Source organism: Stutzerimonas sp. NM35 (assembly GCF_054604355.1).
In genome coordinates, this window is record NZ_CM137728.1 from 1,183,418 (window position 1) to 1,206,633 (window position 23,216).

Genomic DNA, 23,216 nt, shown 5'->3' on the forward strand with positions numbered 1-23,216 from the left:
GATCGGTCAGTCCTTCGCCACCGGCTCTGCATCGGCCTTGCCGACGACGATGGCTTCGATATCCTCGATCACCTGCATCGCGGCCAGCGGCCCGCCGGTGGAGGTCCAGAGCGAGCCGTCCACGGGGCCGAAGCGTTTGGCCTGGATGGCTGTCAGTTGCCGGAAAGCAGGGGTTTCCTCGGCCTGACGCATGGCCTCGACGGCCTCGCCGCTGGTGGCGAGGGTACCGATCACCAGCCAGTCGGCGTCGAGCAGCTGCAGCGATTCCAGGCTCAGCGCCATGGAGTGCGTGTGGCCAGCATCCTGTTGGTGGGCCGGGCGACGCAGGCCGACATCTTCGACGATGGTGCTGGCGAAGGACTCCTTGAACATGTAGGACGGCCCCTTGGGATTCCAGCGCGCGATGCTGAAGGTCTCCCCCTGGTGATCCTTCAGGCGCTCACGCGCCTCGACGGTACGTGCTTCGTAGCCTTCGATGAAGGTCCTGGCCTGGGCATCCTGGTTCAGGATGTGGGCGGTGCGCTGGAAACTCTCCTGCCAAGGGCTTCCCCAGTTGTAGGTGACGACGGTAGGGGCGATCTCGTTGAGGATCGCCAGCTGCTCCGGTTTCACCGGGCCGGTGAGGATCAGGTCGGGCTGCAGTTCCAGCAGGGTTTCCAGGTTGGGGTTGTCGAGATCGCCGACCACCTTGATGCCGGCGGGCATCTTGTCTTCGAGATAGCGGGGAGGCGCGGCCTGACCACGACCATTGACGGTGCCGACCGGCGCCACACCGAGGGCCAGCGCGCTGTCGAGGTCGCTTTCACTGAGGGTGATGACTCGCTGCGGTTCGGCCGGAACGGTCACCGGGTTGCCCAAGGCGTCTTCCACCTGCCGGGTGTCCGCGAGTACTGGCAGTGCCAGCAGGCCGCTCAGCAGTGTCGCGGCGAGGTTTCGTAGGTTCCTGTCGATCATTGCGTTGCATCCTCTTGAACGAATTCGGGCACCTGTGCGGTGCGGGTATTGGCCGACGTGGCAGCCGCCAGCGACCGGCGCCTTGGAACGATCACCGGCGCGCCGTCACCGGGCGCAGGCAGGATGTCCACGTCGGTGTCGTAGAGGCGATCCACCAGATGTTTGGTCATGACCTGGCGTGCCGGCCCCATGGCCTGGATCTGGCCATCGGCGAGGGCGATCAGCTCGTCGCAATAACGCGCCGCGATACCCAGGTCATGGATGACGATGAGCACCGTGCGGCCTTCCTGAGTGATCCGGTGCACGGCCTCCATCACCTCGGCCTGGTGGCCGATATCCAGCGCGCTGGTGGGCTCGTCGAGCAGGATCAGGTCGGTGTTCTGCGCCAGGATCATGCCCAGCCACGCACGCTGCGCCTGGCCGCCGGAGAGCGACGAGGCCTGGCGCCGCCAGATGGCATCGAGCTGCATGGCCTCCCGCGCGCGGGCCACCTGCCGCGCGTCTTCGTCGCTCCACTGGTTGAACCAGCCTTGGTGCGGATGGCGCCCGTACTGCACCAGTTGTTCGACGCGAATGCCTTCGACCATCACTGGACGCTGGGGCAGAAAGGCCAGTTGTCGGGCCAGGCTCTTCATCGAATAGCTCGACAGCGACTGCCCTTGGATGTCCACCTCTCCGCCTTGCAGCGGGAGTTGGCGCGCCAGCAGCTTGAGCAGTGTGGACTTGCCGCTGCCGTTGGGGCCGACGATGCCGATCAGCCGGCCCTTGGGCAGCGAGAAGGAGATATCCCGCAGGATGACCTTGTCCTGGTAGGCAAAATGCAGATTCCGAGCGTGCAAGGCAGTCATCATTCAGCTCCTCGTCTGTCCTTGACCAGCAGGCCGAGCAGCAGAATGCCGCCCAGCAGCCGGGTCATGATGCCGGTGGGAATTTCCTCGGGCTGGGCCAATACCCGCACCAGGGTGTCGCTGCCCAGCAGCAGCACCGCACCGCACAGGGCTGACAGCCAGATGGGGGCGAGATTGCCGCGCGCCAGCCAGGACGCGAGGATCGGTGCGGCCATGGCGATGAACACCACCGGCCCGCCGATGGCCGTACCCAGCGAGGCGACCACGATGGCCAGGCCGAGCACACCGAGCTGTACCAGCGGCACCCGTACGCCAAGGTTTCGCGCCGTGGCATCGCCGAAGCGCAACAGTGCCAGCGGGCGGTTGAGCAACACCATCACGGGGCAGAGCACCAGCAACACCAGCACGATGGGATTGACCGTCTGGTAGCTGACCCCGGCGAAGTGGCCCATGGTCCAGAGGTAGATGTTGCCCAGATGGGTCAACGGCTGGGTTGCCATGGCGAAATCGCCGAGGGCGCCGAGCAGCTCGGAGAGCGCAATACCGATGATGATGAACAGGTAGCCTTGCTCGCCGGGCCGACGGCACAGCGTGAAGAGCGCGGCTGCCGCCAGCAGCGCACCCAGCGGGGAGGCCCACCAGGGCCAGCTGCCCAGCGTCAGGTACAGGGCGAAGCCGACCACCGCCAGTGACGCGCCCTCGTTCACGCCGATCATGTCCGGGGTGGCCAGGCGGTTGCGCACCAGGGTCTGGATCAGGCAGCCGGCCATGCCCATGGCGAAGCCCGCCACGATGGCCGCCGCGACCCGCGGCATACGGATCTTGAACACCATGATCTCGTGCAGCTTGCTGCCGTTGCCGGCCAGGGTGGCGAGCACGTCGCGCACGCCCATGTTGCCCGAGCCCAGGCTGATCGCCAGCACCACCAGCAGCGCGAGCACTACCGACAAGAGGGCGAACATCAGCCAGTTGCGACGGTGCAACAACAGGCTCATCGCGCCCAGACGCAAGGTCCAGACGCCGGTTGGGGTAACGGTCGCCATGCCTACCTCACCGCCAGCAGTGAACGGAAACCGCCGCGCAGCACGATGGCGATCAGCGCCGGCGCGCCCAGCGCGGCCAGCAGGGTACCGACCGGCAACTCGTAGGGTTGCAGCAACCAGCGTGCGAGCACGTCGGCGGCCAGCAGGAATGCCATACCGAACAGAGTGGAGAACAGCAGTTGCCGCAGCAACGCCACCGGTTCGATCATGCGGGCGCAATAGGCGGCCAGAAAACCGACGAAACCGATGGGGCCCGCGAGGGAAATCGCACAGGCGATCAGCAGCGTCGAGGCGGCCAGCACGCCCAGGCGTACCCAGGTGGTATGAATGCCCAGCGCCCGCGCCTGGCTGTCGCCCATCTGCATCAGCGTCAGCTTCCGACAGAGCAGGGCGGCCAGGACCAGGCCGAACAGTGCGACTGGTGCCACCGTAGCCAGGGCATCCAGGCTGGAGGCCGACAGCGATCCCAGGTTCCAGAAACGGAACTGCTCCAGCGCGATGCGCGTACGCAGAAGCATGAAGTTCGACAGGCCGCTGAAGATCGCACCCAGGGCAACGCCGGCGAGGATCAGCTTCAGCGGGCTGGCCTGACCGAGCATCAGCCCGATCACCAGCACTACCAGGTTGCCCAGCAGCGCACCGGCGCCGGACCACAGCAGGTAACCCTGGGTGGACTCGACGCCGAAGAAGATCAGGCCGATCACCAGCCCCAGCACCGCACCGGCATTGACGCCGAGCAGGCCGGGTTCGGCCAGCGGGTTGCGTGTCGCGCTTTGCAGCAACGAGGCGGCGATCGCCAGGCTCGCACCGACCACCAGCGCTGCCAGGGTGCGGGGCAGACGCAGCGTATCGACCACCATGGCCAGTTTCTCGTCCGCCACGGCGAGCGGATCGCCCAGCAGATAGCCGAGCACGTCACCCGCGCCGTAGACACCCGCGCCGATACTCATCGAGAGCGCCAGCAACCCCAGCAGCAGGCCGCCGCCACACAGGATGACGGTCTTCTGATGGCCGGGAAGCGACTGGTTAATCGTTGCCATTGTTCATCTGTTACTACTCCGATGAAACCCGGCGGTCGAAACCACCGGGGGTTGGTGGGTCAGATGTCGTAGCTGAAGCCCACGAACAGCGTGCGACCCATGAGGATGTTGTCGATCGACTGCGCAACCTCGTCGCGCTTCTCATTGGTCAGGTTGTTGAGTCCGCCGCGGAGCGTCAGCTCGTTGGTGGCCTTGTAGCGGGCGCCGACGCTGAGCGTGTGGAAAGCACCGGACTCGACTTCGGGCTGTGCGGCCGAGACATAGACGAACTGGCTGCCCGTGTACTGGTAGTCCAGGTTCAGGTCGAGGTTCGGCAGGGCGGACCAGTCTACACCGATGTTGGCCATGTGCTGCGGCGTGTTGCGCAGGGGCTCGTCGGTCTCGCGGTTCTCAGCGTCCGCATAGGTGTAGTTGGCGCGCAAGCCAATCGCATCGCTGAAAGCGTAGCGGCCTTGCAGCTCGTAGCCCCTGACGCGCGCCTTGTCGACGTTGGTGTAGGTCATCACGCTCGGCATGTAACCGGCACGCCAGCTGTCGGTGTAGATCATGTCCTCGATCTCGTTATCGAAGAACATGATGCCGGCCTCGATACGCTGGTCCTGGTAGAGCGTGCCGAGCTCGTAGCTGGTGGCGGTTTCCGGCTTCAGGTCGGGGTTGCCGACCAGGGTGCACCTGCCACGGCAGGCCAGCACGCCGTAGGTCTCGTCGAACTGGTAGATGCTCGGCGCCTTGAAGGATTTGCCCGCGCCGCCCTTGATCACCCAGTTGTCGGTCAGGTTGTAGACACCGTAGGCGCGCGGGCTGAACTCGCCACCGAAGCTGTCGTGATCGTCCCAGCGACCGCCCAGGGTGATGTCGAGCCTGCCGATGGAGAATTCGTCCTGCAGGTAGATGGCCTTCTGATCGACTTCGGTATCCGCGCCCAGGTTCTGGTTGTGCGACAGTTCGATACGGCGGAACTCGCCACCCAGGGTGAGCAGGTGGTTGCCAAGGAAGGCGCTGACCTGACCATCGACGGTGTGGTTCTTCTGCTGCACGTCACCCTTGGTGCCGTGCAGGGTGGTCATGAGCTCGGAGTCGTCCATCAGGTCGACGTCTTCGTAGTAGTAGCGCAGGCGAGTGTTGAAGCCGTCCCAGTTGCCGTTGTGCGCCAGGCCCAGGGTCCAGCGATCCATTTCCTGGACGTTGGTCGGGAAGGACACGCCGGAATTGTTCCAGATCGCCTTGCGGTCATCGCTGCGGTAGCTCATGTCCAGGTCGATGCTCTGGCGCTCGTCCAGCAACCAGCTGAGGGTGCCGAAGGCGCTGCCGTTCTGGCGTTTCTCGACCGCATCGGTGTTGGCGAAGACGGTCTGCTCGGAACCCCAGGCCGCCTGGTCGGTAGTTTCGACGATCAGGTTGCCGCGTAGCTTGTTCTCGATCAGCGCACCGCTGATGTAGCCGCTGGTCTTGTGGCTGTCGCCGGAATCCCCTTCGGTCGGGTGCTCGTAGGTATAGGCGAGGCCGGCGGCGGTTCTTTCCGTTGGCTGGCGCAGGATCACGTTGACCACGCCGCCCAGGGCATCGGCGCCATACAGCGAGGACATCGGGCCACGGATCACCTCGATGCGCTCGATGGCGGCCATGGGAATCGACGACAGGTCGAAGTCGTTGGCGTAGTTGGAGGTCAGGGCTTCGCGGGAATTCACGCGGCGACCATTGACCAGCAGCAGGGTATAGTCCGAATCCATCCCGCGCAGCTTGATTTCCTTGCGGCCATAGGATGAAGACGGGTTGATGTGCACGCCCGGCAAATACTTCACCGCGTCGGCCAGGTTGTAGACCGGCATCTTTTCCAGCTCTTCGCGCGTCACCACCGACACACTGGCCGGTGCGCTGAGTTCGCTGTGGGCGGTCTGGGTGGCGGTGATGACTTCGTTCTTCAGTGCTACCGGATCATCCGCGAGTGCGCAGAACGGCAGAAGACTGGCCAGGATGGTCAGGGATAGGTGACGAGGACGGCTGATTCCTCGGTTTCTTACGATTGGCATAGCATGCTCCGTTGCTGCTTGATGTTGTTTGAAGCGGACTGATCACGAATCCCCGGCAGGTTCATCCCGCCTGTTGTTCTGTCATCTCCTGGTGGCTGGCATCGCGCTGGCGCAGGCCATGCAGCAGGTAGAGGACGCCCAGACCAGCCACCAGCCCGACGAGCGCGTAGAAGCCGGCCAGGTGCTCGAAGCCGATCAACTGGTGCTGTGCGCCGGACGTCAGGTAGAGCGCGGAGCAGAGGCTGCCGATCCCGGCGGCGACATTCGAAACCGTGCCCTGGAACGCCATGAAGGCCGCGCGCTGATGCGGCTGCGGAATGCCGGCGGCGATGGTCATGGTGCTGTTGCTGCGCACGGCGCTCAGCGCCATGAACAGGGTGAAGATGATGTAGAGCGAGACGCCCAGCGATGTTGCGAAACCCAGCGCGGTTACCAAGGCGAGGCCGCCGCTGCTGACCAGCACGACCGTCACCGCGCCACCGCGATCGATCCAGCCGCCACCGAGGCGCATCGCCGCGAGGCTGGCGAGACCGCCGAGGAAATAGAGCAGGCCCAGGCTGCTGCGGGGAAAATCCAGGTTGAACTGGAAGTAATTGGCGAAGTGCGGCACCAGCAGGAAATGGCCGAACATCTGCAGCGCGGTGATGGCCAGGGCTGCCAGGCACAAACGCGAGGAAAGCAGCGGCAGGATCGAGCCGCGTGGCCGCTTGGCAGCAGGCGGCGAGGGCAGAAGCAACTGGCACAGCAATGCCAGCAGCAGTCCGGCGCCACCCAGAATCAGGAATGGCGATGTCCAACCCCAGCGGGCCGCGCTTTCCAGCGACAGGGGAATGATCAGGATGGCCGCCAGTGAAAAGCCCATGCCGACGTAGGCAAGCTGCCTGCCGCGCTGCGCAGGCGGAATCATGTCCAGCATGGCCGCCATCAATACCGCGCCCATCGGGCCTGCCAGCAGGCCCGACAGAATGAACAGGGCGATGAGCTGATTGGCGTGGGTGGCCAGCGCGCAACAGAGCAGAAGGACGAAGCGAAGCGTCAGCAGGGTAACGAGCGCGCGCTTGCGGTCGAAGCGATCCAGCCAGGGAGCGGCTACAACCGCACTGAAGGCGGCGGCGAGGGTCGCGCCGCCGCTGATGTAACCCACATGGCTGGCTTCCATGCCGAGGTGGCGAACGAGGTCCGGCCCCAGCGGCATGACCATCATCAGCGACCCCAATGACAGCATGTTGACCAGCATCGCCAAGTTGACAGCGATTCTTGACTGTTCAGCAACGTTCATAGGGCGGCACGCTCGGTAGAGAGGCGGGCAGCATCCTAATTGATTGCTAATGCTATATCAAATGCAAATCATTATCATTGGTGGTGGATTGTCTGTTGAACAGGTGCGACGTGACATCAGCCCAGTGTCATCAGGCTGGCATTGCCGCCCGCTGCGGCGGTGTTGATGCTCAGGGCGCGCTCGATCAGCAGGCGTTCCAGCGGGATATCGGTTTCGCCAGGGGCCAGCCCCTGCACGCCGACGATAGGCCCGCTGCGCGTTGACAGCTGCTGGCTGAGGTCGCGTAGCTGGTCGGCATCGCCATGGTGCAGCACGCTATCGAAACGCACCTCATCGCGGCTCCAGTCGGCGACGAGCCGGGTTCGCGCCTGGACTTCCTGCGGCAGTCGCTCGATCAGGCTGCGACCGGGCGGAGTGTCCGGCAGCACCGCCTGACTGCCGATGGCCAGCACGGCTGCGAGCTGGGTCAGCAGGTCCTGCCCGGTTTCGGCCAGGCACAGCACATATTCACGCGGCAGCAGGCTGTAGCTGTTGCGCTCGCCGGTGGGGCCGTTGAGCAGCCGGGTGCTGCCGCTCTGGGATTGTTCGCGATAGCCCTCGCAGAGTGCGGCCAGTTCATGCATGCCGTTGTCCTGCGCCCACTGTTTGAACAGCCGGGCGGCGTTTTCCTGTTCTTCGTCTCGGTGGATCTCCGGCGCCGTCTGCGTACCGCCGAAGTCCAGCGCCCGGCGCAGCGCGTCATCGGGCCTGGCCGAGAGCAACCGATACAGGTACAGCGGACCGCCCGCCTTGGGGCCGGTGCCGGACAGGCCCTCGCCGCCGAAAGGCTGTACGCCGACCACCGCGCCGACGATGTTGCGGTTGACGTAGAGATTGCCGACCCTGGCGCGCTCGACGACCCTGGCAATCGTCTCGTCGATGCGAGTATGCACCCCCAGCGTCAGGCCGTAGCCGGCGGCATTGATCTGGTCGAGCAGGGCATCCAGCTCGGCGCGACGGTAGCGCAGCACGTGCAGCACCGGGCCGAACACTTCCTGCTGCAACTCATCGAGGCGTTCCAGTTCGATCAGCGTCGGCATCACGAAGGTGCCGTGGGCACACTCGTCTGCATCGACACGGGCCATCTGCTGAACCGTCCGGCCCTTGTCGCGCATGGCCTGCAGATGCTTTTCGATAGCGTCGCGGGCTTCGCTATCGATCACCGGGCCGACATCCACCGACAGCCGCTGCGGGTTGCCCATGCGCGCTTCGGCCATGGCGCCCTTGAGCATGGCGATGATGCGCTCGGCCACCTCTTCCTGCAGGCAGAGTACGCGCAGCGCCGAGCAGCGCTGCCCGGCGCTGTCGAAGGCCGAGGCCATGACGTCCATGACCACCTGTTCGGCCAGCGCCGAGGAGTCGACGATCATCGCGTTCTGTCCGCCGGTTTCGGCGATCAGCGGAATGCTCCGGCCACGGGCGTCCAGGCGTCCGGCGATGCTGCGTTGCAGGATCGAGGCGACGGCGGTGGAGCCGGTGAACATCACGCCGCGTACCCGCTCATCCGCCACCAGCCGTGCGCCGACGGTTTCGCCACGGCCCGGCAACAGCTGCAGCGCCCCTCTGGGAATCCCGGCTTCATGGAGGATCTGCACGCCCATCGTGGCGATCAGCGGGGTCTGCTCGGCAGGCTTGGCCAATACCGTATTGCCCGCGCCAAGGGCGGCGCAGACCTGGCCGGTGAAGATCGCCAGCGGGAAATTCCAGGGGCTGATGCATACCACAGGCCCGAGCGGCAGGTGCGTTTCGTTGTCGAAATTGCTGCGCACCTCGGCGCTATAGAAGCGCAGGAAGTCCACCGCTTCGCGCACTTCGGCGATGGCGTTGACGAAGGATTTCCCGGCTTCGCGAACCAGCACGCCGAGCAGTTCCTGCATACGGCTTTCCATCAGCTCGGCGGCCCGTTCCAGTGCGGCGGCGCGTTCGGTTGGCGGGGTTGCCTGCCAGCTTGCTGCGCTTTCCTGGGCGCAGCGCAGGGCGTTGTCCACGTCTTCCTCGGTTGCTTCCTGCAGCAGGCCCACCGGGTCACGGTGGTCGGCCGGGTTGAGCAGTGGTTCGGCGACCGCTGTCATGGAGGCCGCGCAACCCAGCAGGGGTGCTGCGCTGTAAAGCCGATGCGCGCTGGCGAGCAGGGCGGAGGACAGTGAAGCCAGGCGCTGTTCGCTGGACAGGTCGATGCCGCAGGAGTTGAGCCGTGCATCCCCGTAGAGATTGCGCGGCAGTGGAATGCGCGGATGCGGCAGGCCGAGCGTGCCTTCTTCCGCCAGCAGTCGTTCGACCGTGCGCACCGGGTCGGCCACCAGTTCCTCCAGCGCGATGCTCGTGTCGGCGATGTGGTTGACGAACGAGGTGTTGGCGCCGTTTTCCAACAGCCGGCGCACCAGGTAGGCCAGCAGGGTTTCATGGCTGCCCACCGGCGCGTAGATGCGGCAGGGGCGATCGAGACGGCCATCGCCCTTGCCCACCACCTGCTCGTAGAGGGGTTCGCCCATGCCGTGCAGGCACTGGAATTCATACTGGCCGGCATAGTAGTTCGGCCCGGCGAGCTGGTAGACCGCCGCCAGGGTGTGGGCGTTGTGCGTGGCGAACTGCGGGTAGATCGCCTCTGGCGCGGCCAGCAGTTTGCGTGCACAGGCGAGAAAGGACACATCGGTATAGGCCTTGCGGGTGTAGACCGGATACCCCTCCAGCCCGTTGATCTGCGCCAGCTTGATTTCGCTGTCCCAGTAGGCGCCCTTGACCAGCCGGATCATCAGCCGGTGCCGGCTGCGCCGAGCCAGGTCGATCAGGTAGTCGACCACATGCGGGCAGCGCTTCTGGTAGGCCTGGATGACGAAACCGATGCCGTTCCAGTCCGCCAGCGAAGGCTCGAAGCACAGGCGTTCGAGCAGGTCCAGCGACAGTTCGAGGCGATCGGCTTCCTCGGCGTCGATATTGATGCCGATGTCGTACTGCCGGGCCAGTTGCGTCAGTGACAGCAATGTCGGGTAAAGCTCGTCCATCACCCGCTCGTATTGCGCTCGGCTGTAGCGCGGGTGCAGGGCCGAGAGCTTGATCGAGATGCCCGGCCCTTCATAAATGCCGCGCCCGTGCGAGGCCTTGCCGATGGCATGGATCGCCTGCTCGTAGGCGGCGAGATAGCGGCGCGCATCCCCGGCGGTCAGCGCGGCTTCGCCGAGCATGTCGTAGGAATAGCGAAAGCCCCTGGCTTCCATGGTCTGGGCGTTGGCCAGCGCCTCGCCGATGGTTTCGCCGGTGACGAACTGCTCGCCCATCAGCCGCATCGCCATATCCACGCCCTTGCGGATCAGCGGCTCGCCGCCTTTGCCGATCAGCCGGTTGAGCGAAGAGGTGAGGCCCGTCTCGTTGTGGGTGCCCACCAGCCGGCCGGTCAGCATCAGCCCCCAGGTCGCCGCATTGACGAATACCGACTGGCTGTTGCCCAGGTGCGGCTGCCAGTTGCCGGTGCTGATCTTGTCGCGGATCAGCGCATCGCGCGTGCCCTTGTCCGGCACCCGCAGCAGGGCTTCGGCCAGGCACATCAGCGCCACGCCTTCCTGGGAGGACAGCGAAAATTCCTGCAGCAACCCCTGTACCAGCCCCTGGCGACCGCCGGCGTTTTTTCGGTTGCGCAGCTTGCCAGCGATGCGCATGGCAAGCTCGTGCGCTGCGGTGGCCTTGTCCGGCGCAAGCCGCGCCTGCTCCAGCAGTATCGGCACGGCTTCAGATTCGGGGCGGCGGTAGGCGGCGGTGATGGCAGAACGCAGCACCGACTGCGGCAGGATGGATTCGGCGAATTCGAGAAATGGCAGGCTGGCCGGCTCGATGTTCAGGTCCGCTTCCTGCTCGATAGTGCCCGCGCGGCTGCTCTCGCCTATCTGGCCTGTGTTATCGAGTTGTTCGAGGAAGTCGAAGATGGCCTGCCGGACCAGCCACTGCGGTGTGCGATCGAGCCGGTGCGCGGCTGCGGCGAGTCGCTCGCGGGTCGCGTCATCGAGCCTGATGCCGAGCGTGGGGGTGGTCATGGCGGCTGCCCTCTGTGGTTCTCTGACAGAGCTTAGACCTTCTTGGGCGAAACATTCGGATCGCCTGTAAACACCGTGCCAGACACATTAATGAAATGAAAATGTGTTTGCGCATATGTACACGGTGACTACGCTGACCTTGTACGAGGCTGATAACAACAAGAGGGGCTCGCCATGCTCAACAACCGGAATACTCGGGTCGTTGCAATGGAACTGTGGCGCTTTTGTGCACATTGCCTTGCCGCCATCGTGGTGGCGGGGGCAGTGTTGATTGGCTTTGTCGTGTCCTGGCCGTTGGCGCTGAAGGTCGGTGTGCTACCGCTGCTGGCGTTGCTGGCGGCCGATACGCTGATCAGGCGCCACGCGATGATCCCTTCTGACAAGCGCGGGTAGCGCTCTTGCCAGCGGCGACGGAAGGCCGCTGGCAATGCTCCGATCCTCCCCTGGTATCACTCCTGCTCCTGCCTGAAACAGCCGCGACAGTCCAAACCATTCCAGCGCCTGCGGATTCGATCTGTCGGGTAGCATCCAGGCGCCCGGCTCGGGCAGTATAGCGCCGCCGCCCGGCCACTCCGGTGGGCGTGGCACGATCCTCCCAACACAAGGCAGAGAAATACGCATGACAGAGCAGGCGTTGTTACTGGTCAATCTGGGTTCGCCAGCGTCCACCGAGGTGGCCGATGTACGGCGTTATCTCAACCAGTTTCTGATGGACCCCTATGTCGTCGATCTGCCGTGGCCGCTGCGCCGTCTGCTGGTGTCGCTGATTCTCGTCAGGCGTCCGCAACAGTCGGCCCACGCCTATGCCTCGATCTGGTGGCCGGAGGGATCGCCGCTGGTGGTGCTCAGCCAGCGCCTGAGCGAAGCCGTGCGCCCGTACTGGAAGGAAGGCCCGGTGGAGTTGGCGATGCGTTATGGCGAGCCGTCCATCGAGCGTGCGCTGGTCAAACTGGCGGGGCAGGGCATTCGCCAGGTGACCTTTGCGCCGCTGTATCCGCAGTTTGCCGACAGCACCACGAAAACCGCTGTCGAAGAGGCACGGCGGGTCATTCGTGACAGGGGGCTCGATATCGAACTCTCGATCCTGCAGCCCTTCTACGATCAGCCGGAATACCTCGACGCCCTGGTCGATAGCGTCAGACCTTATCTGGAGCAGGATTTCGATCACCTGCTGCTGAGCTTCCACGGCCTGCCCGAGCGTCATTTGCACAAGACCGACCCGAGCGGCGCGCATTGCCTGAAAAGTGATGATTGCTGCCAGCGTGCCGAAGGTGCGGTGCTTGCCAGTTGCTACCGTGCCCAGTGCCTGCAGAGTGGTGCTGCCTTCGCGAAACGTGCCGGATTGCGCCCGGACCAGTGGTCAGTGAGCTTCCAGTCCCGCCTGGGGCGCGCCAAGTGGATCGAGCCCTATACCGAAGCCCGTCTGGACGAGCTGGCGGCGCAGGGTGTGAAGAAGCTGCTGGTGATGTGCCCGGCCTTCGTCGCCGACTGCATCGAGACACTGGAGGAAATCGGCGACCGTGGCCGCGAGCAATTCGTGGCTGCCGGTGGTGAGGAGCTGCAATTGGTTCCCTGCCTGAATACTCATGAAAGCTGGGTACAGGCGCTGGTGACACTGTGCCGCCGGGCGCCGCGGGCGCTGTAGGTCGGGGTACGCTCCACCGACCTGGCGAGCGGGAGCAAGGTCGTTCGCCGAGGGGTGTCTCCACCCTATATTGTCGGCTTGCTGCGGAACCCCGGATTACGCCTTCGGCTAATCCAGGCTACGGACCGCTCATTCCGTAGGGTCGAATGCATTCATCCAAGGCCGAACAAGTTCGGCCTTATGCTCGGGCTTCAACAAGGCCCATCCAAGGACCGAACAACGTCCGCTCTACGAGCAGACCTCTGATCGCTGTTGCTCGTCTTCCAGTTCCAGCCGCTGCTGCATGCAGTCCTGCATGGATGAGTCAAAGAAGCGCAGCGCATTCTTGCCGTTGTTCTTGGCTTCGTACATCGACAGGTCGGCGCGCTTCATCAGCTCGTCGGGGCTGACGCCCACACCGCAGAACAGCGCAATGCCGATGCTGCCGCTGCTGTGGAGCATTTCCCCCTCCAGGGAATAGGGCGTGGCCAGGGTCGCCAGCAGCTTGTCGCCGATCTGCCGGGCCTGCTCGGCGGCTCTTTCGGGCTGGCTGTCGAGTTCTTCGAGCATCACCACGAACTCGTCGCCGCCCAGGCGCGCCACGGTGTCGCTACCACGCACGCCGGTGCGCAGGCGCTGGGCGGCCTGTTGCAGAAAGAGGTCGCCGACCGGGTGGCCGTAGGCATCGTTGATGTTCTTGAAATTGTCCAGATCGATGAACATCAGGGCGCCGTGGCAGCCTCTGCGCGCGCTGCTCGTCAGCGCCTGCTGCAGGCGGTCGAGCAGCAGGCGCCGGTTGGGCAGGCCGGTCAGCAGGTCGTAGAAGGCCAGGTGATGAATGCGTTCTTCTGCCGTCTTGCGCTCGGTGATGTCGCGCAGGATGGCAACCACCGCGCGCTTGCCGTCGGGCGGTGTTTCCAGGCGTTGTGCGTGAACATCGTAGAATTTCAGACCTTCCTCGGTCTGGTAGGGGAACTCCAGTGTCAGCGGCGTATTGCTGGTCAGCGCCTGCTCGATGAGTCCCATGAAGCGCTCCGTATCCTCCTGGCGCAACGCCTGGTGCATGCTCTGGCCCGTCAGCGCCTGGCAGCCGGCAAATGGCGGGCTGCTGTCGGAGGAGACGATTTCCATATACTGACCGTCTTCATCGATGACCAGCAGCAGGTCCGGAATGGCACGGGTGATCGCACTCAGGCGCGCTTCGCTGGCCAGCAGGGCCTGCTCGGCGCGGTGGTGGCGCGAGAGGTCATCGAGCAGCAGGCCGACCATCACTGTCGCCAGTGGCATGATCAGCAGCGTTGGCAGGGCCAGCTCCCCGATGCTCAGGGAGGCCACCGAAGGCAATGCGAGCATGGAGATCAGCGCGGAGGCATGCAGAATGAGTCCCAGGCCCAGCAATGGCCAGAAGCCGATCTTCCACAGGCCACGCTTGTGGCCAAGACGAAAGCCAAGACCCAACAGTACCGGCATGGCGATATTGAACAGGCCGATGTAGCTTCCCGCTCCACCCAGCCACAGCCGGTAGCCTCCGGCCATGACGGCGGCGATCGCTGCCGTCAGCGGCCCGCCAAAGAGACTGGCCATGCTCAACACCGCCGCGCGGCTGTCATAGATGACGCCCGGCTGCAGCGTGAAGGGCACCATCATGCCGACCACGCAGACGCCACCGAACCAGAGGCCAGTTAGGGTATTGGTAGCCGTGGGATGTCTGTTGGCCCTGTGATGCAGGGTAAAGCCGAGCAGCCAGCACAGCGCAAGGAGAAGGGCAGCATTCTGCAGAAGCGTCAGGGTCATCACGGCACCTCGGATTGACTGACTGGCTTTGTGCTACGAGCTTACCTGATGGTCCATGCCGAGGCATCCGTCAGCGCAGATGGTTTGCAACGGCCTGCTGAGCCAATACTTTGGCACCATTGTGTCGAACACGGCTTGGCGCGATCCTGCCCGGACCTCTGCCGGAGCCGCCATAGCCCATGCCTCTGCAAACCGATTCTGTCCAGCGTCCACCGCAGATCAGCCTGCCCAATGGCCTGCGTGTACGCCTGCTGTGCCTGCCCGAGGGGGCGCAGGCTGCCGCGTTTGTCCGCGTGCATGCCGGCGCCCACGATGCGCCCGCGGCCTATCCGGGGCTGGCGCATTTTCTTGAACACCTGCTGTTTCTCGGTAGCCGGCACTATCCCGTCGAACAGAGCCTGATGCCTTTCGTCCAGGCCTGTGGCGGGCAACTGAATGCCTCGACCCGCGAGCGCCACACCGACTATTTCTTCCAGGTGCCCGCCGACCGGCTCGAAGAAGGCCTGTCGCGCCTGCTGGACATGCTTGCCCGACCGCTGCTCGACCCTGCCGCGCAACAGCGTGAACGCGAGGTGCTGCATGCCGAATACCGGGCGCGCGTCGAGGATGCCGAAACCCTGTGCGATGCGGCGCTGGGGCAGGTGCTCGGCAGCGGCCATCCGTTCAGCGCCTTTCACGCCGGCAACCGCGAAACACTGCCCGTCGAGGATGAGCACTTCCAGCAGGCGCTGCTTGGCTATCATCAGCGCTTTTACCGCACGGGGCAGATCGAACTGCTGTTGGCCGGCCCGCATGCGCACGCCGAACTGATGCGGTTGGCGCGGCTGGCTGATGGTTCGCTTGCCGCTGGCCCCTTCATTCGGCGTGATGCGCCGCCCTTGCAATATCCGCGCGAGGCCTGGCTGCGCCTGCAGCTGGACAAGGCTGCGCCACGCCTGCTGCTGGGGTTCGCCCTCGACGGGATGTCCGCGCATGGCCTGTCGGCGCTGGATCATCTGTCCAGCTGGATCGCATCCGAAGCGCCGGAGAGCCTGCTGTCACGCCTGCGCGACCAAGGGTTATGCCAGTTGCTGAAGCTGCGTGTGCCGTACTGGTATGCGGGGCAGGGCGTAATGGTGATCGAGGCGACGCTGACTGAGCAGGGCCTTGCGCGGCGGGCGCAGGTCGTCGATGCATTGTTCGATTGGTTGCGCTTCTTTTCCAGTGAAGCCCGCTGGCAGGCCTGTCGCGAGGAATACTTGCGCGTGCTTCGGCGCGGCTTGCAGGTAGCCGAGCCCCTGGCGCGGCTGAGGCACTGGGTCGAGCCACTGGCCTGGAGCGATGGCAGCGACGAGGCGGCAGTCCGCCAGGCGCTGGGGGGCGTGCTCGAACAGGTGCTCGCTGCGCAACCGGTTGTACTGACCACAGACACGAGCCATTGTGAACCCATCGAAACCGCTGGTTTTCCGCTACGCCTGAGATTCGAAACGCCAGAGCGAGCAGCCTCCATCGCTTGGCATTGGCGGCAGCCGCAGGCCAATTCCTGGCTGCAAGCCGGCCTGCGAGGCAAAGCAGACGCACTCGAACCGGCCCTGCACTGGCTCGGCCCGGAGGATGCACACGGGCGTGCAGCGCTGTATCTGCGCTGGCGATTCATGCCCAGCACGATTTCGGCGGGATACTGGCAGGCGCTTCGGCACGCCTTGCAATCGCGGGTCTGGGCGGCGCGGCAAGCCGGCGTCGAGCTGCGTTTCGAGGATCTGGGACATGGCTGGCTGCTGAGTCTGTACGGCATTGCCGAAGCCATTCCGCTGATTCTGAAAGACCTGGCCGCATTGCTGGCCAAGCCGCCGCAAACTTCTCTCGCCCAAGGGCCGCAACTGGCCGAGCGTGCCTTCAGGCTGGGCGGCGATGAATTGCCGATTCGCCAGCTGCTGACATTGCTGCCGCGCTTGCTCGCCGAGGCGACACCCAGAACCGAGCAGGCTTCGCTGGAGCAGACCGGGCTGAGGCAACATTGGCAGGGCGCCCGATGGCAGGGGCTGGCTCTGGGTTTCGCAGCAGATCTCAGTGGCCCGCTACAAGCGGCGATTGCTGCGTTGCCCGGACAAGCCATGTCGGCACAGCCTGAGTTGACGACCAGTCCGGATGCCCATCACTGGCACAGGCTCGGTTCGCAAGAGAACCGAGGCGAGACAGCTCTGCTGCTGTTCTGTCCGTTGCCAGCAAATGCTGACTGCGAGGTCGAGGCCAGTTGGCGAGTGCTGGGGCGCCTGCTTGAACGCGCCTTTTTCCGTCGTCTGCGCAGTGAATTGCAACTGGGCTATGCCGTTTTCAGTCGTTTCGCCTCATTCGCTGGCCAGGGTGGGATGCTCTTCGCCATGCAGTCGCCAACGGCTTCGGCAGTGGAGATTCTCGGACATATCGAGGTCTTTCTAGAGGATCTCGCCGCGCAACTGGCGAGTCAGGCTGTGCAGATCGAAGAGACCGCGCGTGAACTGTCCCTGCGCCATGTGGCCGGCACGGCTGACCTGCGTGCCTGTGCCGAGCAGCTCGGACAAGCCTGGCTGGCGGGTCACGAAGATGAACATCCGGCACGGGTGGCGCAAGTCATGGCCAACCTCAGTGCAGCGCAGGTGCTGGCGGCGCTGGACTTTGTGCGCCATGGCGCTGGCGGCTGGCGGGTTCTGGCCAATGCAGCCGCCCCGGATGCACACTGGTCCTGAACCTGACAGGTTGAATCACCTGCTAAAGCGCTACGGCTTACTACCTAAGCGCTGCTTCCTCCGGCTCTGCTCGTGCCTGCTTGCAGCTCAAGCCCCCGTCTACAGCCAAAGTACTAGCCATACGCCGCTATGGCAGCGTATGGCTCATCCGTGGTGCTTTCGATAATCCGCCTCGACACGACTGCCCGTCGTCACATCAAGCGGAGAGCGCCATGCACAACAAGAAAAAAACCTTTACCCGAATTCTGCCCCTGGCTCTGTCCAGCGCGATCGCCATGGGGCTGAGTCAGTCAGCCATGGCCGCAATCGTGCTGTACGACGATCAGGAAGGCACCACCTTCTCCACCGATGGTTACTTCAACACCTTCTACGTCCACAGCAAGGTGGACCGTGCCGGTGAGCAGTTCGACCGCAACCAGTCGCGCGTCAAGATGGGCTTCCTGCCCAACTACATCGGCTTCAACTTCAGCAAGCAGGTCGGCGATCTCAAGCTCGGTGGCCGCTCCTCGTTCTGGGTAACCATCAACGACAGTGAAAGCAATGGCACCGAAAGCGGCATCGACGTCCGCCAGTTCTACGCCACCGTCGCCAATGACGAGTGGGGTGAAGTGCTCTTCGGTAAGGACTTCGGCCTGTTCGCCCGCTCCAACATCCTGCTCGACGAGATGCTCACCGGCTATGGCCAGGTCAGCGACACCCTTGGCCTGGTGGATGGTGGCGGCGTTTCCTTCGGCAACATTGGTACCGGCTACCCCTATCCCTTCCCGGCAGCACAGGTCACTTATCGCTCGCCGGTCATGAGCGGCCTGCGTGTTGCTGTCGGCATCATGGACCCGGTGGATACCACCAGCGATACGAGCGCAGCCCTGAACAAGGCGTATCAGGACACGCCGCGCTTCGAGACCGAAATCACCTATCAGTTCGAGGCAGGCGGTGCGCAGTTCTACACCTGGCTCGGCGGCATGCAGCAGAGCTCGGACAACACCGACAGCAGCGTGCGTGACGTAGACTCCAAGGGCATCAGCTACGGCGTGCAGGCGAAGATGGGTGATCTGTCGGTGACCGCTTCCGGCTTCCAGGCCGAAGGCATCAACCCCTTCTTCACCAACAACCTCGGCGAGGCGCTGCTGCGCGAAGTAGACAGCGACGGTTACCTGCTCCAAGGCTCCTACCGTTTTGGCAAGAACCGCGTGGCGCTGTCCTACGGCAAGACAGAGGATGATGGCAACGGCCTGGGTACGGCTGCCGACTTCGAAACCCGTGGTATCGCGCTGTTCCACAGCATCAACGACAACCTGACGCTGGTGGCCGAGCTCAACGAACTGGAAGTCCGTGGGCGTAATACCGCCGCTCTGGACGAAGACACCCGCACCTTTGCCGTAGGTGCTGCGCTGAGCTTCTAACCCGCGCGCAACAGGGCACGGCTGGAATCCGAACCGTAGGTCGCTCCATCCGTTGCATCGCAGTGGCCCGTGCGCTGAGCGCACACCACGCCCTGGGCACAGTGGTCAACACTGCGCCGCATCACAGAAGGCCGGTATTCCTCGGAATGCCGGCCTTTTCGTCTGCGCCATGCGTGATTTCGTCGCGTTACGACCTTGGCAGGCCGTCACCGGTACTCAAGTAGCATTTGCCTGCCCCGTGCCCTGACCAAAAATGAGAGCTGTCAGGTAGTTTTTCAATGGCCTGCTATCCGATTCAGGTGGTACGGGAGTGCGGTGCGTGATCGAACAAAGAGCCGAGGTGATACGCACGGCGATGTCGGAGGCAAGGGATGCTGAAACCGTGGCCCAAGATCTGGCCCGCCAGCTGATTCATCCCCATCTTGGTTTCGTGCTGTTCTTCTGTTCAGCCGAGTACGACCTGCCAGCCCTGGGCGATGCGCTGCAACAGTATTTCGGCGGTGTGCGCCTGGTGGGCTGCACCTCGGCGGGGGAGATCACCGCCCAAGGCTACAACCGTAGCTGCGTGACGGCGGTCGGCTTCGATCACCGCAGCTTTTCCATTTCCAGCGAGCTGATCGTCGAGATGGACCGCTTCAGCCTGATCGATGCCCAGCAATTGGTCGAACGCCTTGGCAGCGATTGCCGCAGCAACTCGCTGGCACCGATCAAGGATCACAGTTTCGCCCTGACCCTGCTCGATGGCCTGTCCAGCCGCGAGGAAATCGTTCTCTCGGCACTCAGCGCCGCGTTCGGCAGCATTCCGCATTTCGGCGGGTCGGCCGGTGACGACAACCACCTGAACGACACCTACGTCTATTACGAGGGCAAGTTCCGCAGCGGCGCGGCCATCGTGGTGCTGATCAATACCTGGCTGGATTTCGAAGTATTCACCACGCATCACATGCTGCCGCGCAGCGAAAAGCTGGTGGTGACGATGGCCGACAGCAATGCCCGGCGGGTCTATGAGCTGAACGCCGAGCCCGCCGCCGAGGAATACGCCCGACTGATCGGGGTGAACGTCAGCGATCTCAACCATGCCTTGTTCGCTGCCCACCCGCTGGCCGTGCGCATCAATGAACAGTACTACGTGCGCTCCATCCAGAAGGTCAACGAAGACCTGAGCCTGACCTTCTATTGCGCGGTGGAGAACGGCATCGTGCTGACCGCCATGCGTCCCGGTCCCTTGATGCCCAACCTTGAGATGTTGTTCGAACGCCTCGAACAGCGGCTCGGCGAAACCCTGCTGACCATAGGTTGCGACTGCTTTCTGCGACGGATGGAAATCGAGGGCAACGGCACCACGGAGCAGACGTCCGCCTTTCTCCGACGCCAGAAGGTGATCGGCTTCAACACCTACGGAGAACAGTTCAATGGCATGCACATCAATCAGACCTTCACCGGGGTCGCCATTGGCCGTCCCGGAGGACGAGGCGGTCGCTGAGCTGTCGAACCGACTGACCGAGCTCGAACGTGAGAACGCCAAGCTGCACCGGATCAATGCGGCACTGATCGAGCGTATCGAATCCAGCAGTTCCGGGCGTGATGCCTCCTATGCGGCGTTTCAGCATTCGGTGGAGCTGGCCGAGCAGGTGCGCGAGCGCACCGATGCGCTGAACCAGGCGATGGCCGAGCTGAAGGCCAGCAACCGCCTGCTCAGTGATGCCCGGTTGCGTGCGGAAACCGCGCACCAGCATCTGGTTGACGCCATCGAGAGCATTTCCGATGCCTTCGTGCTGTTCGACAACGATCAGCGCATCGTCCTCTTCAATCGACGCTTCAAATCGCTCTGGAGCCGCACCGGCGCCCGCATCAATGGCGGCACCCGGCTGTCGGACATGCGTCGCCTGGCCGACAGCAGTGGACTGATCGCCGAGGAGCACCGCGGCAAGGGCAACGAGCCCACAGTCTACCGCCTGCATAACGGGCGCTGGGTGCAGGTCAGCGAGCGCCCGACCCGCGAAGGCGGGCTGGTGATGCTCTATACCGACATCACCGAGGTCAAGATCAGCGAAACCATGCGCCGCGAACAGGCCCTGGCGCAGAAGTCGCGGCTGCTGCAGCGCGCCGTGGACAACCTGTCCCAGGGAGTCGCGATGATCAGCGCCGATGGCAGCCTGGAGTTGTGGAATCGCCGCTTTCTGGAACTCTGCGGGCTGGCGCCGATCGAGGCGCACCGACCCTTCGAGGAGGTCATGGCCGAGAGCGAACTCAAACTGCTGACGCCCAACACAAGGGGTGCCAGCGGCCAGCCACTGAGCGAACTGGAACAGCACCTGTTCGATGGCCGTACCCTGGAAATCCGCACCCATCCGCTGCCCACCGGCGGCTTCGTCAACACCTTTACCGACATCACCGAGCGCTACCGGCATGCCGAGGCGCTGCGCGAGAGCGAGCGCTGGATACGCCTGATCACCGACCATGTGCCGGCGCTGATCGCCTATGTCTCGGCGGACCTGACCTACGCCTTCACCAACAAGGTCTATGAGGAATGGTATCGCTGGCCCAGGGACGGCATGCTCGGGCAGTGCCTGCGCGAGATCCACAGCGGGGAGCATTGGCAGCAGCTTGAACCCTATATCGAGCGGGCGCTGTCCGGTGAAAACATCAGCTTCGAGATGGCCGAGCCCAACCATGCCGGCCAGCAGCGCTACATGCTGCGCTCCTATGTGCCCAATCGCCTGGCCAGTGGTGAGGTGGCCGGCATCTTCGTGCTGATCCAGGACATCACCGACCGGCGCCGCACCGCTGAGGCGCTGCATCAGGCCTACCAGAATCTCGAACAGCGGGTGCGGGAACGAACCGCCGAGCTCACCAGCCTGAACGAGCAGCTGCTGTGCGAAATCGACGAGCGCGCACATGCCGAAGCCCGCCTGCGCGAAGCCAAGCGCGAAGCGGAGCTGGCCAACCTGTCCAAGACCAAGTTCCTCGCGGCGGTCAGTCACGACCTGCTGCAGCCGCTCAATGCGGCGCGGCTGTTCACCAGCGCGCTGCTGGAGCAACCAGCGGCACCGAACGGGGGGCTGATTCGCAATATCAGCAACTCGCTGGAGGACGTGGAAAACCTGCTCGGCACATTGGTGGATATTTCCAAACTCGATGCCGGCGTGATCAAGCCTGATATCGCCTCGTTCGCTGTCAGTGAGTTGCTGGAAAACCTGGCCGTTGAATTCCGGCAGATTGCCGGCAGTGAACAGTTGCGGCTGGACTACATTCCCAGCTCGGCCCTGGTGCGCAGCGATATCCAGTTGCTGGCGCGGATCCTGCGCAACCTGCTGACCAATGCCATTCGCTACACCCCCACGGGGCGCGTGCTGCTGGGTTGTCGGCGGCGGCGTCAGAGCCTGTCCATCGAAGTCTGGGACACGGGTGTGGGCATCGCCGAGGACAAGCTGGAGGAGGTGTTTCAGGAATTCAAACGCGGGGATGCGGTGCAGCCCAACCAGGATCGCGGGCTCGGACTGGGCCTGGCCATCGTGGAAAAGATCGCGCGCATGCTTGGCCATCGGATCATGGTGCGCTCGCAGCCGGGGCGCGGTTCGGTATTCGCTGTCGAGGTGCCGCTGGCCCGGCGTGCGTCAAAGGTTCGTGCGGAGCCAACCACCACCGAGCTGGTGCTGGAACGGTTGAACGGTGCGCGGGTCTGGGTGCTCGACAACGACGCAGCCATCTGCGCTGGCATGCGCACTCTGCTCGAAGGCTGGGGCTGTGTGGTGACTACCGCGCTTTCGGAGGAAGACCTGGCGCGGCAGGTGGACAACTTCCACGCCGATGCCGACCTGATCATCGCCGACTATCATCTGGACAACGGCTGCAACGGCCTGGACGTGGTCACCACGGTCAACGAGCGCCGCGCCAGCTCACTACCGGTGCTGCTGATCACCGCCAACTACAGCAACGACCTCAAACTGCAGGTTCGGGAGCTGGGGCACATGCTGATGCACAAACCGATCCGCCCGATGAAGCTGAAAACCGCCATGTGTCATATGCTCGAGCATGGTCAGGTGGGGTGAGAAAGCCATTCGCGGTGCGAGCTGTGACCCGACCTACAACAACGCAGAGCCCGCTTTGGGCTTTGTAGGTCGGATTAGCCGAAGGCGTAATCCGACGAGGCGGCGCGTAACCCGGCGAATAACCCCGACCCCCGCCAGTCGGGTCGATGAAGCGTGGCCCGACCTACAACAACGCAGAGCCCGCTTTGGGCTTTGTAGGTCGAATTAGCCGAAGGCGTAATCCGACGTTGCGGAGCGTAACCCGGCGAATAACCCCGACCCCGCTCGTCGGGTCGATGAAGCGTGACCCGACCTTGTATCTCGACTGCAGCCTTTCAGGAGGCGATAGTCCCCGGCTGATCATCGGGGGAGAGAGTGCAAGTAGTACCCGCCCTTAAGCT

Annotated in this window: 13 protein-coding genes and 2 pseudogenes; 6 read left to right on the top strand and 9 right to left on the bottom strand. The window is 64.0% G+C overall.

Features of this window, described 5'->3' with window-relative positions; genetic code table 11:
• Positions 1–6: 6 nt before the first annotated feature.
• The 7 genes from ACYCFC_RS05700 to putA all read right to left on the bottom strand — a co-directional run bounded on the left by ACYCFC_RS05700 (position 7) and on the right by putA (position 11,258).
• The gene (locus ACYCFC_RS05700; RefSeq protein ID WP_459653388.1) at positions 7–954 is read right to left on the bottom strand and encodes an ABC transporter substrate-binding protein; all 948 of its coding nucleotides are present in this window, start codon (positions 952–954) and stop codon (positions 7–9) included.
• Positions 951–1,802 carry an ABC transporter ATP-binding protein gene (locus ACYCFC_RS05705; RefSeq protein WP_459653389.1) on the bottom strand — a complete coding sequence of 284 codons (852 nt, stop codon included), beginning with the start codon at positions 1,800–1,802 and terminating at the stop codon, positions 951–953. Before ACYCFC_RS05705 ends, ACYCFC_RS05700 begins: the two co-directional genes overlap by 4 nt.
• Positions 1,802–2,845 (bottom strand): FecCD family ABC transporter permease, encoded by a 1,044-nt coding sequence (locus tag ACYCFC_RS05710; protein ID WP_459653390.1) that lies wholly within the window; start codon positions 2,843–2,845, stop codon positions 1,802–1,804. Before ACYCFC_RS05710 ends, ACYCFC_RS05705 begins: the two co-directional genes overlap by 1 nt.
• 2 nt (positions 2,846–2,847) lie before the next feature.
• A complete protein-coding gene (locus ACYCFC_RS05715; protein ID WP_459653391.1) occupies positions 2,848–3,885 on the bottom strand; it encodes a FecCD family ABC transporter permease in 1,038 nt (345 codons plus the stop codon).
• Positions 3,886–3,944: 59 nt separating this feature from the next.
• The gene (locus ACYCFC_RS05720; RefSeq protein ID WP_459653392.1) at positions 3,945–5,915 is read right to left on the bottom strand and encodes a TonB-dependent receptor domain-containing protein; all 1,971 of its coding nucleotides are present in this window, start codon (positions 5,913–5,915) and stop codon (positions 3,945–3,947) included.
• 61 nt (positions 5,916–5,976) lie between these two features.
• On the bottom strand, positions 5,977–7,194 hold the full coding sequence (locus ACYCFC_RS05725) for an MFS transporter (protein ID WP_459653393.1): 1,218 nt from the start codon (positions 7,192–7,194) through the stop codon (positions 5,977–5,979).
• A gap of 116 nt (positions 7,195–7,310) precedes the next feature.
• Positions 7,311–11,258, bottom strand: a complete 3,948-nt coding sequence (gene putA, locus ACYCFC_RS05730) for a trifunctional transcriptional regulator/proline dehydrogenase/L-glutamate gamma-semialdehyde dehydrogenase (RefSeq protein WP_459653394.1) — start codon at positions 11,256–11,258, stop codon at positions 7,311–7,313.
• 174 nt (positions 11,259–11,432) lie between these two features.
• Between putA and ACYCFC_RS05735 the strand changes: the two genes are divergently transcribed.
• Positions 11,433–11,651 (top strand): hypothetical protein, encoded by a 219-nt coding sequence (locus ACYCFC_RS05735; RefSeq protein WP_459653395.1) that lies wholly within the window; start codon positions 11,433–11,435, stop codon positions 11,649–11,651.
• A gap of 226 nt (positions 11,652–11,877) precedes the next feature.
• The gene (hemH, locus tag ACYCFC_RS05740) at positions 11,878–12,903 is read left to right on the top strand and encodes a ferrochelatase (RefSeq protein WP_459653396.1); all 1,026 of its coding nucleotides are present in this window, start codon (positions 11,878–11,880) and stop codon (positions 12,901–12,903) included.
• A gap of 255 nt (positions 12,904–13,158) precedes the next feature.
• On the opposite strand, the pseudogene ACYCFC_RS05745 reads toward hemH, so the two are convergent.
• Both ACYCFC_RS05745 and ACYCFC_RS05750 read right to left on the bottom strand, forming a co-directional pair.
• Positions 13,159–14,169 (bottom strand): annotated as a pseudogene (locus tag ACYCFC_RS05745) (diguanylate cyclase domain-containing protein); the annotation flags it as partial.
• Positions 14,143–14,676, bottom strand: a pseudogene (locus tag ACYCFC_RS05750) (LytS/YhcK type 5TM receptor domain-containing protein); the annotation flags it as partial. The pseudogenes ACYCFC_RS05750 and ACYCFC_RS05745, both read right to left, overlap by 27 nt.
• A 179-nt stretch (positions 14,677–14,855) precedes the next feature.
• Here ACYCFC_RS05750 and pqqF point away from each other — a divergent pair.
• The 4 genes from pqqF to nahK all read left to right on the top strand — a co-directional run bounded on the left by pqqF (position 14,856) and on the right by nahK (position 22,836).
• Positions 14,856–17,381 (top strand): pyrroloquinoline quinone biosynthesis protein PqqF, encoded by a 2,526-nt coding sequence (pqqF, locus tag ACYCFC_RS05755; protein ID WP_459653397.1) that lies wholly within the window; start codon positions 14,856–14,858, stop codon positions 17,379–17,381.
• Between the two features lie 212 nt (positions 17,382–17,593).
• Positions 17,594–18,784 (top strand): porin, encoded by a 1,191-nt coding sequence (locus ACYCFC_RS05760; RefSeq protein WP_181084204.1) that lies wholly within the window; start codon positions 17,594–17,596, stop codon positions 18,782–18,784.
• 355 nt (positions 18,785–19,139) lie between these two features.
• Positions 19,140–20,267 (top strand): nitric oxide-sensing protein NosP, encoded by a 1,128-nt coding sequence (gene nosP, locus ACYCFC_RS05765; RefSeq protein WP_219852648.1) that lies wholly within the window; start codon positions 19,140–19,142, stop codon positions 20,265–20,267.
• Entirely contained in the window at positions 20,197–22,836 is a 2,640-nt protein-coding gene (nahK, locus tag ACYCFC_RS05770; RefSeq protein WP_181084200.1) for a hybrid sensor histidine kinase/response regulator NahK/ErcS', read from the top strand. The genes nosP and nahK overlap by 71 nt, the downstream gene beginning before the upstream one ends.
• Positions 22,837–23,216: the final 380 nt, after the last annotated feature.